Genomic DNA, 15,767 nt, shown 5'->3' with positions numbered 1-15,767 from the left:
GACAGATAACAGATACAGGTAGTAAATACTAGTAAGCTTTTATATCCAAAAAAGATACTCAAAAAAATATGACGTCACCTCAACTGAGATAACACCATGAAAACAATAACACTCCCCTATTGGGGTCAAATTATTGGCTTAGTCAGTAAAGCCAATAGCACTCAAGCGGCAACTCAAAAAACAACCAAACAGGATGGGCGCAGTCTTTTTATTACTCGCCAGCAGCAAACCCAAACATCGGCGCCTGTTTTGTATATCCTCGATCAACAAGGTGAGCAATTTAGCTTATCGACAACTGCATTACCTTGTGCGATGCAAGCCATTAGCCAAACAGATGACAGCACTATTGTTATGATAGGTGATGATGGTCATCTTTACCAAACGGACTGGCAAGCCAAAAAAGTTAAAAAGACCAGTGCCAAATCCATACTTGATACACTTAAGAATAGTGATAGTGAGATAGGCCGTGCCGTCGCAATGGCACCACTACAAGATGCCTTGGCTATTTTATATCCGAAACACATCGTGGTATGGCCTTATCAAAACAGTAAGACCAGTAGTACTGCCATCATTGAGCCTTATGCATCTGCTATAGCAACATCAAATAAAGACTTTGTATTGACAACACTAGCAACGTCAAACGACGGATCATGGCTAGTTGTGGCAGATCAATCGGGAGATGTTAGTAGCTATCAATGGGCTTCAGATGAAACAAAACTTAGCTTAAGCAGCCGCAAACAGCTCCATCAAGGTAAAGTAACGGCGCTTTGTTTTGAGCCAGTCGGTCAGTATTTCTTCTCAGCAGGTGCGGACAAATACTTGTACCGTACTCATGTTCAAGGCGATCTACATCCTGTTGATAGAGCCAAGTCTAGCCAGCACAGCGAAATGATCAAGTCGCTTTGTGTGTCAGACACTCGACTGTTTACTACCGCAGATGACAAAATCGTCAAATCATGGGCATTTGATAAAGGTCAGCCAAACAGTTGTAAAGAAGATTTGGTTAAGCCGCAGCAGATTACCGTCGCAAGCTATGCTGACAAGCCTGCCATCATAGTAGTAGGTCTTGACCAAAGCTTACGTTTTATACCAATAGACATCACTCAGAGCAATGCATCAAATAGTAAGCTACTGCCAGTCACTTATATCATAAAAGACGGCTACCACAGAGTTAAACAGCTACTCTCTGATACCTCAAACAATAGTGATGTTGCGTTTAAAGAAGGCTTGGCGCTGCTACAGGTACAAGCAGACAATCAAACGTTAGATCTGGTCAAAAAACTACTTGATGATAGCGACACACTCACAGCCAACCAAGCATTGCAATTGGTACAGTGGGTCGCTACGACGAGTCTTGATAAGACGGCACACGTTTTAGAGCAGCAACTAAGCTCAGCGCACAGTGCAAAATTACGTCTTGCGGCATTTCATGCATTAGCAGACCGAGCCGACTCTACCGCCCGCCCGCTTAGATACTTAGAAGAGGCGTTTAAAAACCGTTACTACGAAGAGGTGATAGCTTCTGCGTTGCAAGGGTATCTAAAAGTGGCCATGCAAGATGCCACAAGCCAGCGCCGAATCTTACCTATTTTGCGAGGTGCGCTGTCACACAGTTTTGCCAACATCCGCAAACAAGCATTGGCGTCTCTTGAGACATTGTTGCCAGATGCCAGTCCTCAAGCAGATTTAATGGCATTAGAGTGCAATCAGTCAGACATTGTTCAAGCAGGACTTATTCGCTTGTATCAACGTAATATGCTCAACCATCTTGAAGTATCGCGTCAGCTGATGCTACTACAAAATCATCGTGATACAGAAATTAGGCAAACGGCATTTTACGTCTCATTATTGTCTCAACCTAAATTGATAGAGGCACTAAAACAGCAAGGTGACACACAAACATTACGCACCCTGACGGATTTTGATGACTTCCGCTTGTTACGAGGTACGCTGCTAGACAATGCTGATAGTACAGCGGCAAATGAGAAGAATGACAAACCATCAGAATCCGATGAGGCAATCCGTTTAACCTTGTCTACACAAGATTTTATCTCGCAAGCAGAGAATACACAGGAATCTAAGAGCAAGAAAGCTAAGCCTGCAAAATCTAAAAAACCTGCTGCTGAGGCGGTAAAGCTTAGCAATGAGACGTTAGAGCCTTTATTACAGAGCTTAAGCAATAGTCACGAAGATATTAGCTTTCGGGCAGCCTATGCGCTGGCTTGCCTACAAGAAAAACGAGCCTTTGGTACGCTAATTAGTCTGATGAGCCATGAGGATAGCACCATCATTCGTGCTGGTGTCGCAAATGCACTCGGACATTTAGATATAGACGACGCCAAAGCAGTCCTACCGACATTACTGGATGATAAGGACGCTGGCGTGCGCCAAGTTGCCATGCAAGCTTATGGTAAGTTGGCAGATAGTGTATTGTCTTGGGCGGCCACAGGTTTTGCGTCTAAACATCAAGATATTCATGAGCAATCATTGGCACTGTTTTTAAAGCACCTCACACCAGACAGCTCAAAGAGCAGTGATAAAAGCACTCAGATGTCGTCAGAGATGACAGACATACTGCTACAAGCCTTAAATAACCCTTTTACTAGTATTCGATTAGAAGTGGTTAAAGTTCTATTAAACCGCCAATTTAAGCAGTCATCTAAAAACACTTCTGACAGCGCTATTGTTGATATTATCAAACTATTGCAGCAAAGCCTGTTTGAAGATGTACATCAAGTGGCGATAGAGGAATGGCAACAACTGTTGCTAGCGATGACATCGAAACATAAAACGAATAAAGCCAATAATACTGAAGAAACCAATAGTCAAAAGACCAATCAAGCTGTCTTGAGTTTGTTTTTTGCAGATACGTTTGCCACCATTCGTCAGCAAGCGTTTGAGATTGCATTGAAACAGAGCAAGCATCTAGGGTTTGCTGATGTAATGCTAAACGCGCTTGCCAGTCCTTATGCGGATACTAAGCATAAAGCCCTCACCACAGTACAAGCTAGGGCAAATACGACTCAGCTGACACAACTGATGCCAGCGCTCGTTGCTATGTTGGCTGATGACAGTGTTGAGCTGCGCAAGCAAGCATTGACGGTTGCTTTGGCTCTAACAGATTTACAGCCTAATATTTTAGCTAATGACAGTAGTCTAGAGGACAACAACTTAGATGATAGTAGTGTCGATGAAAAAGACAACCATCATGAGGAGGTGATTACCGCAGCCCTAAATAGCCCTTATCCTGATATTCAACTGACAGTCGCGCAATTACTCGCCAGTCAATCGCGCCTCTATGCTGACGAAGAACAAGCAAAGCGGAGTGATGAGCAAGCGTACCGAGTCTTTAAGCACTACCTAGAGTTGCCAATGCCTTCTCAAGGTAAAAAAAGTGAAGCATATACTCAGTGGCACAGTCACGTAGGTCAAGCATTATTTGGCTTATCAAAGCTAGCTTATCCCTCAACATACGACGCGCTTAACTGGTACGATAACTATTTAAACCACCCTGACGCCGATTTTAAATCATTTGCTCCAATACTCACGCTCATGGTGACTGTAAAAGATATTGATCTGCTGCTCAAATGGCAAAAAGATGAGCGCGACATTATCAGTCAATCAGCCAGTTTGGGTTTGGCTATTTTAGGTGATGCTCGCGGGCAGCACTTTCTCACTCATAAGAGAAACGGCACAGACAATATCAGCAATCTAGTTTCACCGATGACGCCGACTCATTGGCTACAAGCACAGTACGGTTTAGGTATTACACATGCACGGCAATTACAGCCTTTATTTGAGTCAAAGTCTTATGCAGTAGCAGTCAGACTGCTATTGATATTCACTGACTTGCAAGATAGCCTGCAAGAATCGGCAGCGACTGCTGCTAAGCCTAATCGACTGATAGAAGCACTAAGTTTTGCGGATAATGACACGGCAGTAGTCTATGCCAATATGCTTGCTCGTTACCCAAATGACGTGCAACAACGTAGTAACCAGCAAGCACTATCGTCAGCATGGCAGTATTTGAGTGATTACTTATCACATCAATTAGGTGGTATTTTATCGTCTCACTCTGAAGTCATCACCATGATGGCAGATGCTATGCCAAACACGGCAAACAAAGGTGACGCTAAAGGAAAAACCCATAATACGGCCTCTATCCGAGCAAGTATCCTGGCAACCGTCAGTACCGAAAAACTACAACAACTGGCCAGACTCAGTCAACACCAGCAACCACTAGTACGTGCGCAAACCATCAGGGTCATCTGTCACTTCTCTGAATTATTCGCTTATGAGTATTATGATGACGAAGACGATGTTTTTGAGACGTTGCAGAAGTGGCAGCGTGGTCTACAGGCATTATTAGGTGCTCACCCCGTATCAGCCTCCATTCAGGATACAAGTGAATCTTCTACTGACCCACAAGACTGTTTTGAAGTGCATTATCCATATCAATCTCTTGCCTTTGGTGCTTGGATTGGTGTCATACGTGCAGGCGATGATTATTATGCTGATAGCAGTACCACGGACCAAGCCATACGAGGATTGATGTGGCTGGCTACTCAATCACTGGAGTTGGATACTAATAGCGATGAAGGCTGGCAAGACAGTACCAGTCGCGTGTTGTTACCACTACTGAACCACAGTAGTTTTGATACTCGTGAGTTGGCATGGGAGTGCTTGTATAAGCTAAACATGCCTGCCAAAAAGCTGGCCGACTATGCCATGAGTACGCCCTACCGTGATATGGTAAAACGCGGCTTGGGTTTATTATTAGATATCACAAAGGACGATGCTGTACAGCAGCAGAGTGAAAAATCAGACACAAGTAACGTCAGCAGCAGTGCCAATCAGCAACTCATTGATTTATTAAAAACCAATAATCAAACCTTAGCAGAAGAGACCTATCATCTGCTAAAAGGTCGATTAGGTCATCTGCCAGCCAGCTTGCTTGGGCTACAGACCTATTGCCAGTCGCTGCTGCCTCAAATCGTTGCTGAGTGGAAACAAGTCATCGTCACACCCTTTGCAGACAGTCAATCGCCATCAGTGCAACGTCAAGACAAACTGACGTTTTTGCTACAGGCCGTCAAAAGTGATGACTGGAGTGCCAAGTACCAAGCACTGGAGCAACTGGTCGAGTTTTATGACGTACTGTTTGCAGACAGCACGCTATTTGATCACTTATTTGATTTTGCTGAAGATGCTCGGACCAGTGGAGAAAAATATCGTAGCTCGAAGCTACTGTCTGATGCACTCATATCGTACCAATACCTCAATAAGAATACTTTAGAAGGGCGTTTAGAGAGCAGCTTTGATAGCGAATTTGATATCACCACTGCTGAACAGGTTGCCAATGCGGCGCACTTTCGATTATTCGCCTTACTTGATGACCCTCACAACAAAAAACCCAAACAGATTATTTATTGGGATATTGCTGACCTGCGTAGCAAAAAATTGGTTGCACCCTTACTGCAGCGTTTAGAAAATCTGTTTGAGCACACGCCAGAAAAAAATAAAGAAGAGCGTAAATACTTATTTACTACTCTCTTAAAAATCAGCGGTTACGATCAAAAAATTGAGGATTATTTAGAGGAGCGTGAAGACACGCGTTGGTTACAACGTCAGCATCCAAGAGACCCGCAAGTGCTACTTTCGCTGTTTGTCACGCTTATGAATCATAATGATTATGAGCTTGCCACGCAGCTACTGCCATCACTTGCATGGGTAAAGTCGGACGACAGCGACCTATCCTCACGCATTGATACCGCTTTGGCACTTGCTTACGAGCAAATGCCAGCCAACCATACCTTTAAGTTGGTTGAAGCACTGGCATATCGAGCCAAAAGACGTCACGGCAGTATTGCTTCATTACAAAACGCCCTACGCAATAAAGACGCCGATGTGCAATTTGCCGCGGCTGAAGGGCTCGCTAAATGCGGTCATGCTGATGGGGTCAACATCTTGATGGCCACGATCGATTATAATCCTGATGCTGAGTTCCGCAGCTGCAGTGTGTTAGCCATTGGCGAGCTACTAGGCAGCAATAACAATCAAAATGCTAACTCGCCTAATGCCAAAGCGCCTGTGAACAATGCTGATAAAAACTTACAGGTTCATACTTTGTACAAAGCCTATGATAAGTTAATCAAACTGGCCGAAGACGATGAGCACTACCTGCAAGACGTAGCCAGTGAAGCCTTAGGTCGCCTTGCACAAGGTGGTGAGTTTGAGCATAGTCCGCATATTTTTGAGCTATTAAAATCGCACTTGTCAGACCCCGCAATCCATTTCACCAATCCCGCCATTGTCCATTGGTTAAATGGACTGCGCTGGCTCAACACAACGCCTGCTTGGGAACAAATACGCAGCTATATACGCATTCATATCGATAAAGCCATATTCTTCCGTCCACAAAGGCATGCGGTATGGCTACTGCAGATGAATGATAGCGATGCCAATAAAGCTTTAATTTTAGATATCTTAAAGCAAAACAATCTAGATCGTGATGTGCTCATGGTGGCTTATACTGCGGCACAAAAAACTTGGGGCAGTCTGGCGTCACAGATTTATCCTTATGATTGGGCAGCTATCCAAAGCCATAATGATACCTTTGTAGAAAAGACGGAGCGTTTAAGCCTAAAGCGTATTATTGATAATAGCAGCATCGATGAGCTGGCAGTATTCATCACGCAGCATGGTGCGCACTTGCCAGCCGATACCCTGATGGCACTGCAAAATGCCATTATGGCTAAGCAAGATATGCCAACATCACAGCTTACCGCGTTGATTACCAGTAACAACACACTGACACAGCATATTGGACTGTGCTATCTGACTCAGTATCCAACCAGCTATCTAGACAAAGAAATGGTGGCGACATTGCAGCAGCGTTTTGAAACCGCCAGCGAGCAATGGCATACACTGATCGATACCATCAACCACAGCCCGACTACTATCAGCAACAACCAGTGGGTCGAGATGGTTGAACAAGTGGGTGACACTATCAAACAACTGGTTTGGCTAATCATGCGTCATGTGGCCATCAAAACTGCCAAAGGATCTGTCGATAAAGTGGCGGTGAAGCAGATCTCAGCAATGCTAGATTGGCTCAATAAAGCGCGTCAACCATTGACTACTACCTCTATTCCATTACTGTCTACTACCGTCAGTAATTGGTGGCAGCAAGCACTGCTAGCATTACTGGCCAGACCTGTCGCTGAAGATAAGATGCTGTCAGGTATCGTAGCGACGTTGAGCGCTGTATCGACAGCAACTCAATCTCAGCTCACTTATGACAATCAAACCTTGCTAGAAACGTTGCTTTCTCGTATTGAACAAAGCGGTATATCTGCCCCAAAATCCATAATAACTGTGGTAAAAAATGCGCTGAAAAACAAGAGCTCGTCTACCGAGATGCCAATCAATCAGCAGCTACTACAGTGGGTCAGAGCAAAAGATGCCGATGCACTTTATCATTGTGCGAGTAATGACAACATGGATATGACCGTTCGTATCCGTGCCATCGAGGCGCTTGGACAACTACATGATCCAAATATCGAGCAGTGGCTGACGACACTCATGACGCATGAGAATGCAGATATTCAAAAGCTTGCTTATAAAGTAATGCGTCGCTGGCAGCGTGCCATGGTACGAGCACAGCAAAAGCGTCCATTATCATCTGGAAAATTGTCATCTAGCAATACAGAGTCGCAACCTAGCTCGACCCAAGTAACACAAAATAGTCAGGACAGCAGTCAAAAAAGCAATCAGGGTGAAGGAGACAGTCAATGACTATAGATAACCAATTGGACCAAGCGCCAGAAACAAAGTCAGAAGCAGTAGCAAACACTGATGGCTTGATGATGCAGTTAGACTACGCTGCACCCAGTCAAATCAGTCAAACCGATGTGAAAACGAGCGAGCACACTCAGCATGTAGCACTATTTGCTCAGCTGAATCGATCTGACGTTAACTTCCACGGTAAGGTCAAGTCTCCTCTTGTTTTTCGTGACAGTTTGCTAGCATTGTTTGATGTGGTGAGTAGTGACTACCGTTATGTGCCAAAAGACCGCTCAGCATATACGGTATTTATGCAGATGCGCCGTGCTAGTAGCAATAAAAACCTATTTACCGCACAACGTGATTATTTCACGTGGCTATTCGATAACGACCCACTCGCCTTTTGTATTTTAGATCCGATTATTCAGGTGCACGAGCAAGGCGTTAGCTTTGAGGTATTTAGCCGTGATGAAGGCTGCTATGCTCAATTGACATTGACCAATGAGATTTTTGAGCAAAGTACCAAACCGACCATTGGTACCACAAGCATTGATTACAGCGCGGCTCTATTTAACGGTATTGAAAAAATTCGCGACCATCAACAAACGATATTAGACATTGGTCATGAAGCGGTCGGCTTACAGCTACTTGAAACCATACCAGAAACGGACGCAGCAGATACTGATAGCGATGTAGCCAACCCTAGCGTAAAAGAGCAGATCATAGAAAAACGTATCAATGTACCCAAAAGTTGGATCAGAGCGCTGTTACAAGTACAGTCTGCAGGCCAATTACCACAAGATACTATTCATCTTGATCCAATCGCATTGTATAACGTATTGTTTGAGCTACGCATGCATGCTGATATCAAAGGCAAGCGCCGTGGCCTACTCATTGAGCTCAGGCCTCAGCAGCTGCCAGTGATTATACTAGAGCCTTTTGACATCACTGTTACCAGCCAAGTGAGTCAACAGCAAAAACCCTACCAAGGGCAACAAGCAAAACTAATTCGCTTGTGGGGTCGCAGGCGTCTGAGCTTGCTAAAACGTCTATTACCACATACTGATAGCGTGTCCGTATCATTACTCGGACAAGGCATGCCAAGCTACTGGACGCTAAAAGGCAAAGGCTTTCATTTCACCTTTGCTATGACCGGCTTTAGTCAAGCCAATTGGTCTCAGTCATTAAACTTTGATTTATTGCTGCCCAAGCGCCCACTACATAATACATTAGCTGCTAGTGAAGAAAACCTTTCAGACAGCCATAACGATAGTAACGATGACAATAATGGCTTGTCTGTATTAATTAAAACACTGACAAGCACCCCTAGTACTTTAGACGATTTGGTAAAGTCGCTGTCAGCAGATGCTTTATTGAAATCTGTGCCTGTTTCTCACTCACAAGTGCAGCAATGGTTACTATCAGGTACGCAACAAGGGTTGATTCGCTTTGAGATGGCGACACAGCTGTATCATTACCGACCTTTGACTCAAGTGCCGCTTGAAATGGCACAGTTCGCTTATCACAACGAAGCAGAAAAGCAGGCTTTTGATTTGATTGGCCGTACAGATGCTGTGCAGAAATTCACAGTTGAGACTGTCGCTGTCAAAGGTATCACTATCCGTGCAGATATCCATGTTGAAGAAGACAGACGCACTTATCACAGCCAGCTGCAATTAGGCGACGAAGGACTGGTGACTAAGGCAGAGTGTAGCTGCCCGCAGTACTTGCAACATCGTCTTACTCATGGCGTGTGTGCACATCTTATCGCGCTGCGCCTTAGATACAACCAGTACGACCCTAATAACACAAGCAATGATAGCTGGCATGATACTCGAGTCTTGAGTAAACGTGTGCCAAGCAAGCGTCTTAATAAGACTAAGAATACTCAAGCAAACGTACAAGAAAGTGCAAAAATAAAAGCAGCCAACAGCTCGCTTATGGCATTACCTTCTGCAGCGACGCTTGATTTGACTGCTCTAGCTCAACCAGCTGCTCATACACATACCAATGAAAACGGTAAGGCGCAGGATTCAGCAGCGCAAGAGAATTCTATTGCTTATGTCTACATCACTATTGCTCATAAGAAAATCACCATCGAACAAACAATAGGGGGCGAAGATACGCGCCAACAACTGGTGTTTAATCAACCTGCTCAAGCCAAATCCGCTTTTTTACAACATATTGCCAGATTTGAAGCCAAAGGCTTTATCGAAAACCAAGGGATGTAATGTATGACCATTCAAACAGCAAACAATAATGATTACATCAGTCCTGAGCCAACACCCACTCCTTTTGAGCGTCAGTGGCAACAGCTATGGCAAGACATTGAGCAGGCAGGTGGACGCTACCAATATGTGCAACAGCAACTGGTCAGTCAAGGCTTTATGGTTGATCGCAAACCTGTCGATAACATGAGTCCAAAAGAACGTGAGCGCTATAAAAAGGCCTTAAAAAAGGAAGCCGCTGAAGAAAAAAGTCTCAAAAAGGCTGCTTGGCAAGCATATAAAGCGCATCACATGGTTTATCTTGGTCGTCATGTGTATTGGTCAGATGATACCAGTACTGATAAGTGGGATGTCAAAGACGCCGCCAATCGTCTTATCGAAAACAAATTACCACTGTTAAATAAACACAATGAACTCGCAGAGGCTGTGAACCTTACTATTCCGCAACTAAAGGGACTTTGCTATCAAAGAGAGGTCGCCACCAATCTGTCTTATTCGCATTTTACGATTGCCAAACGCAATGGGACAGCGCGTCAGATATGGTCGCCGATACCGCGTTTAAAGTTTGTACAACGCTGGATTTTGCACAATATTTTGAATAACTTAACGACGCATGGTGCCGCTCATGGCTTTGTACGTGGCAAATCTATCGTAACCAACGCAGCAGTACATAGCAACAGCGAGTTACTTATCAAGTTGGATGTTAAAGATTTTTTCCCTAGTGTCAGCTGGCGCCGTGTCAAAGGTGTGTTTCGTCATGCCGGCTATCCAGAGCAAATTTCTACCTTATTGTCATTACTCTGTACCGAATCACCCCGTCAAGTGGTACAGCAAGATGGCAAAACTTATTACGTAGCGCTAGGAGACAGAGCCTTGCCACAAGGCGCGCCTACTAGTCCTGCGTTAACGAACATCGTCTGCTTAAATTTGGATCGTCGTTTAACAGGGCTGGCTGACAAAATAGGCCTGCGTTATAGTCGCTATGCCGACGATTTGACCTTTAGCATGCCCGCTGTTGAAGACACCAAAACTAAATCAAAAGCTAAAACTAGCACCACAAAGAAACAAGCCGATACGCAGCACAATAAGCTGATTGGGCAATTGCTTGGCTCAGTGCATAAGATATTACGCGAAGAAGGTTTTGCATTAAACAATGATAAAACGCGTGTGATTCGTAAAGGTAATCAGCACAACGTTACTGGCATGGTGGTAAATGGCGATGGTGTCCCAAGAGTCTCACGACAAATCAAACGCATGTTACGTGCAGCGCTTCATAATCTAGAGTCAGGTGGCAAATTGCGCGCGGATGAAACTTTGGATACGTTATCAGGATATGCCGCTTGGATTGCCTCAGCAGAGCCAGAACTGGGACATAGCTATCTGGCTAGAATTGAGCGGTTGCAAGAGCAGCAAGCGACACCTGCATAGATATTTATTTCTAGTTATAAAAAATGAGTATTAGAAAGAACTCTATTTCTAATACTCATTTAAGTAAAGCATACTAACGCAGAGCTATTTAACCCAACATGTCATTTTCATTACACCAGTAGAAACTGTGCAGTACGACTGTCTTTTGATTGAGCAACGTCATATGGTGTACCTTGAGCGACAATCATACCGCCCGCATCCCCTGCCTCTGGCCCGATATCAATAATCCAATCACTATTGCTCGCCACTTGCATGTCGTGTTCAACCATGATGACAGTGTTACCTGCATCGACGAGACCATTTAACTGTGCCATTAGCATAGACACATCAGCGGGATGTAGACCTGTGGTTGGCTCATCCAATATGTATAGTGTGTCGCCTCGCTGCGTGCGTTGTAGCTCAGTGGCAAGCTTGATACGCTGTGCTTCGCCGCCTGATAATTCAGTGGCAGGCTGACCCAGACGTAAGTAGCCAAGTCCAACTTGTAGCAACGCCTCTAATGCACGCAAAACAGGTGCTTCATCGACAAAAAACTCATGAGCCGCTTCAACTGTTAGGTTTAATACTTCAGCGATGTTTTTATCTCGATAAGTGACTGCTAGCGTTTCCTCGTCATAGCGTTGACCGCGACATACCTGACAAGGCGCATAAACACTTGGCAGAAATAGTAGCTCAACACTGACAAACCCTAAGCCTTCGCAATTTGGGCATCGACCTGTTTTGGTGTTAAATGAAAACCTACCAGCATCATAGCCGTGTGCTTTTGCCTGATTGGTCGCTGCAAATAGCTTACGCACATCATCAAATAAGCCAGTATAGGTGGCCAAGTTAGATCGCGGTGTACGTCCAATGGCTTTTTGATTAATATTAATAAGTCGGCGGATATACTTCATACCAGCGACGATTTCACCGCCAGTTACTGACTCAAGCTCTTGTTCAAGCAAATCCGCTTCACCGACAGGCGCTTCTGTCACTGTTTTTTGCCCCAATGCTTCGTTAATAAGCTCTACCAACGCTTGGCTAACCAGACTTGATTTACCTGATCCTGATACTCCTGTGACACTTGTCATTACTCCAAGCGGAAACGCAACGTCTAACCTTGTAATATTGTTACGCTCAATATTCGCAAGCTTTAGCCATGCGGTAGGCTGCCTTGTACTAGATTTGGATTGAGCGTTAGACATAGTATTGGCAGAGAGGTATTGCCCCGTGTGCGACTGCTCAACTTCACCAATATCTTCTACAGGCCCGCTATAAACGATCTCGCCGCCATGTATGCCCGCCTTTGGCCCAACATCGACTATCCAATCGGCATGTCTGATAACACTAACATCATGCTCAACGACAAACACTGAATTACCAGCAGCAATCAGCTCGTCTAATGCACTTAGCAAGGCTTGGGTGTCAGCAGGATGCAAACCAGCCGATGGCTCGTCAAGGACATAAACTACGCCAAAGAGTTGCGAGCGAATCTGAGTGGCTAGCCGCAGTCGCTGTAGCTCACCAGGAGAGAGTGTCGGTGTGGTACGCTCAAGCGATAAGTAGCCGAGTCCTAACCTGTTTAATGCTTCAACACGCGAGAGAATATCACTGGCAATACGCTGTGCGACGATAGCTTTTTCGCGATTCGGTGTCTCATCGGCTATCTTAGTGCGAGCAGTGACTTCTAACTTTTTCGCCATTTCAGTCAATGTCAACTGTGACAGCTCACCAATATCCAATCCTGCAAACTTAACTGATAGCGATTCTTTTTTTAGCTTTTTGCCATGACATTCTGGACACTCAGATATTTGCATAAACTGCGAGACGCGCTTTTTAGTACGCGGGCTTTGAGTCGTGGCAAAAGAGTGCAGAATGAAGTTTTTGGCACTGGTAAAAGTGCCCATGTAGTTTGGCTTTTCACCTTTCTCAATCGCATCGCGCGTTTGTTCAATATTGTATTCAGGGTAGACAGGTACGGTAGGCGTCTCATCCGTAAACAAAATCCAGTCGCGTGTCTTTTTGGGCAGCGTGTGCCATGGTTTATCGATATCATAACCCAGTGTGGTCAATATACGGCTGAGGTTCTGACCCTGCCACGCTGGTGGCCATGCTGCAATCGCACGCTCACGAATGGTTTTGGTATTATCTGGAACCAACAATTCTTCAGTGACTTCAAACACACGGCCGATACCTGAACAAGTAGGACAAGCACCATCAGGCGTGTTTGGAGAGAACGCATCCGCGTACAGAATTTCTTGGTTTTCTGGATACTCTCCTGCTCGTGAGTACAGCATACGTAGGCCGTTCGATATCGTTGTCACACTACCTACAGATGATCGCACTGAAGGCGTACCCCGCTTCTGCTGTAAGGCGACTGCTGGTGGCAACCCCTCTATACTATCAACATCTGGCTCGTCAACCTGATCGATTAATCTCCTTGCATAAGGGGATACCGAATCAAGATAACGCCGTTGTGACTCGGCAAACAACGTGCCAAAAGCTAATGATGACTTTCCTGAGCCAGATATACCAGTAAAGACCACTAATGCATTACGAGGTAAATCAACATCAACATTCTTTAAGTTGTGTACGCGTGCACCTCTAACCTGAATATTATCTTGGTCAGGGTTGTAAAGGGCATTTCTTACTTTGTTTGTTTTATTGGTTGTTTCTTCTAATTTTTTTGAGTTCGCCATAGCGTTATTGTTCCTATCAAATCTTTCTTTGTTCCTAACGAGTTGAGTTATCTTTTTTCAATTAGCAGAAAGATTAACACGTACTTATATGGTGCTATGGCTAGGATTACGTATTGATAGCACAGATAGACAAAACGATAACTCAAACCGCCTAATAATTCATCATGAAAAACCCGCATCAACGCGGGCTTTGTTTAGTAAAAAACACTATAGTCGATTCAATTTAAAAGTAGTACCAGGCAACCGAGTGTAGACGTATATTTAATACTTCAAGTGAGGATAACGATGTAATTTAAGATACTGATAACGTAGATATCATGACACGACCAACCGCATCAATTGCGTACTGATATAGCCGCCAAATGTCCCTACCGCATAACCCAAAATACCTAAGAACACACCGACTGGCGCTAGTGATGGGTGAAAGGCCGTAGCGACAATGGGCGCTGACGACGCACCACCTGTGTTGGCATTCGAGCCAACTGCCAAAAAGAAGAACGGCGCACGAATCATCCTAGCAACAGCAAATATGATAACGACGTGAATGCTCATCCATAACAGGCCAATGAGCAACAAACGCCACTGTGAGATGATACCAGCCAAATTGATTTGCATACCGATCGCCGCAATCAATACAAAGATAAATACTGTACCGATTTTTGATGCGCCCACATGATCTAGCCTACGAATCTTGGTAAAAGAGAAGACAACGCCTATTAAGGTAATAATCACCACCATCCAAAAGAATGAACTGGCAAAGCTATATTGTACCGCCCATTTATATGGGGCAAAAAACTCTGCAATCTGCCCTCCGACAAAGTGCGCTACGCCGACCATGGCAAAGCATAAGCCAAACATCACCATCAAATCGTTGATGGTTGCTGGGCGGGCATGATCGCGATCATAGCTTTCGACTGCTTTAATGACCTTGTCGATACTACTGGTATCCGCTCGCAAAAACCGATCTATCTTGTCACTGTGTTTTGCCATCACCAGTATGGCCAATAGCCATAGCGAAGCATTGGTCGCATCAACTAAAATCATCATACCAAATAGATCATCGCTGACCCCAAACAACTCCTTCATCGCTGCTTGGTTAGCTGCGCCACCGATCCAGCTGCCCGCCACTGCTGAAAACCCACGCCATAAGGTATCATCGGTAAACATCGCAGGTGATACCCATTTAGCGACTCCTAAGCTGATCGGACCACTAATAATAATAGCGACACTGGCAGCAAAGAACATAGCGATTGCTTTCCAACCTAAGCCCAATATTTTAGGTACATCCATGGATAAGGTCATTAATAGTAAACTTGCTGGCAGCAAATAAGTAGCGGTGAAGCCATAAATCTGCGAACCAACACCATCAGCAAACACACCCAAACTATTTAACGTAGCTGGTATAAAACAGCAAAGCACAATACCTGGTAGAACTGCGTAAAACCGTCGCCAAAACTTACCAGGTAAGCCTTGGGTATAAAAAACAAGACCAATAATGGCCATGATGATGCCAAAAGCTAATGGCAAACTATCAATTGCTAAATTTGAGGTGGCAGGCATCAAGGTGCTCCAAGCGTTACAACTGGCAAAAGTAAATCAGTATAGACAAGGCAAAAAAGTCGCGCAATGATAAATACAGAATTACCAG

The 15,767-nt window shown here is 44.6% G+C and carries 5 protein-coding genes; 3 read left to right on the top strand and 2 right to left on the bottom strand.

Annotation, left to right across the window (positions count from 1 at the left end; genetic code table 11):
• Nucleotides 1-96 precede the first annotated feature (96 nt).
• Genes ACT3QN_RS08805 through ACT3QN_RS08795 form a run of 3 tightly spaced genes read left to right on the top strand, consistent with a single transcriptional unit; the run spans nucleotide 97 to nucleotide 11,441 of the window.
• Nucleotides 97-7,797, top strand: a complete 7,701-nt coding sequence (locus tag ACT3QN_RS08805) for a HEAT repeat domain-containing protein (RefSeq protein WP_444522567.1) — start codon at nucleotides 97-99, stop codon at nucleotides 7,795-7,797.
• Entirely contained in the window at nucleotides 7,794-10,016 is a 2,223-nt protein-coding gene (locus tag ACT3QN_RS08800) for a hypothetical protein (RefSeq protein ID WP_444522568.1), read from the top strand. Before ACT3QN_RS08805 ends, ACT3QN_RS08800 begins: the two co-directional genes overlap by 4 nt.
• Nucleotides 10,017-10,019: 3 nt before the next feature.
• A complete protein-coding gene (locus ACT3QN_RS08795) occupies nucleotides 10,020-11,441 on the top strand; it encodes a reverse transcriptase family protein (RefSeq protein ID WP_444522569.1) in 1,422 nt (473 codons plus the stop codon).
• Nucleotides 11,442-11,551: 110 nt separating this feature from the next.
• Here the strand turns inward: ACT3QN_RS08795 and uvrA are convergent, their stop codons facing one another.
• Both uvrA and ACT3QN_RS08785 read right to left on the bottom strand, forming a co-directional pair.
• Complete coding sequence (uvrA, locus tag ACT3QN_RS08790) at nucleotides 11,552-14,119, bottom strand: excinuclease ABC subunit UvrA (protein ID WP_444522570.1); 2,568 nt, start codon at nucleotides 14,117-14,119, stop codon at nucleotides 11,552-11,554.
• 315 nt (nucleotides 14,120-14,434) lie between these two features.
• The gene (locus ACT3QN_RS08785; RefSeq protein WP_444522571.1) at nucleotides 14,435-15,679 is read right to left on the bottom strand and encodes a DUF819 family protein; all 1,245 of its coding nucleotides are present in this window, start codon (nucleotides 15,677-15,679) and stop codon (nucleotides 14,435-14,437) included.
• Nucleotides 15,680-15,767 lie beyond the last annotated feature (88 nt).

Origin of the sequence: Psychrobacter sp. AOP7-C1-14 (assembly GCF_052376135.1) — a bacterium.
In the GTDB taxonomy this organism is placed as follows: domain Bacteria; phylum Pseudomonadota; class Gammaproteobacteria; order Pseudomonadales; family Moraxellaceae; genus Psychrobacter.
This window is presented reverse-complemented; position numbering and strand designations above follow the sequence as displayed.

Coding starts and splice junctions, on each gene's coding strand:
- uvrA (WP_444522570.1), bottom strand. CDS start 14,119: ATGGCGAACTCAAAAAAATTAGAAGAAACAACCAATAAAACAAACAAA.
- ACT3QN_RS08805 (WP_444522567.1), top strand. CDS start 97: ATGAAAACAATAACACTCCCCTATTGGGGTCAAATTATTGGCTTAGTC.
- ACT3QN_RS08800 (WP_444522568.1), top strand. CDS start 7,794: ATGACTATAGATAACCAATTGGACCAAGCGCCAGAAACAAAGTCAGAA.
- ACT3QN_RS08795 (WP_444522569.1), top strand. CDS start 10,020: ATGACCATTCAAACAGCAAACAATAATGATTACATCAGTCCTGAGCCA.
- ACT3QN_RS08785 (WP_444522571.1), bottom strand. CDS start 15,679: ATGCCTGCCACCTCAAATTTAGCAATTGATAGTTTGCCATTAGCTTTT.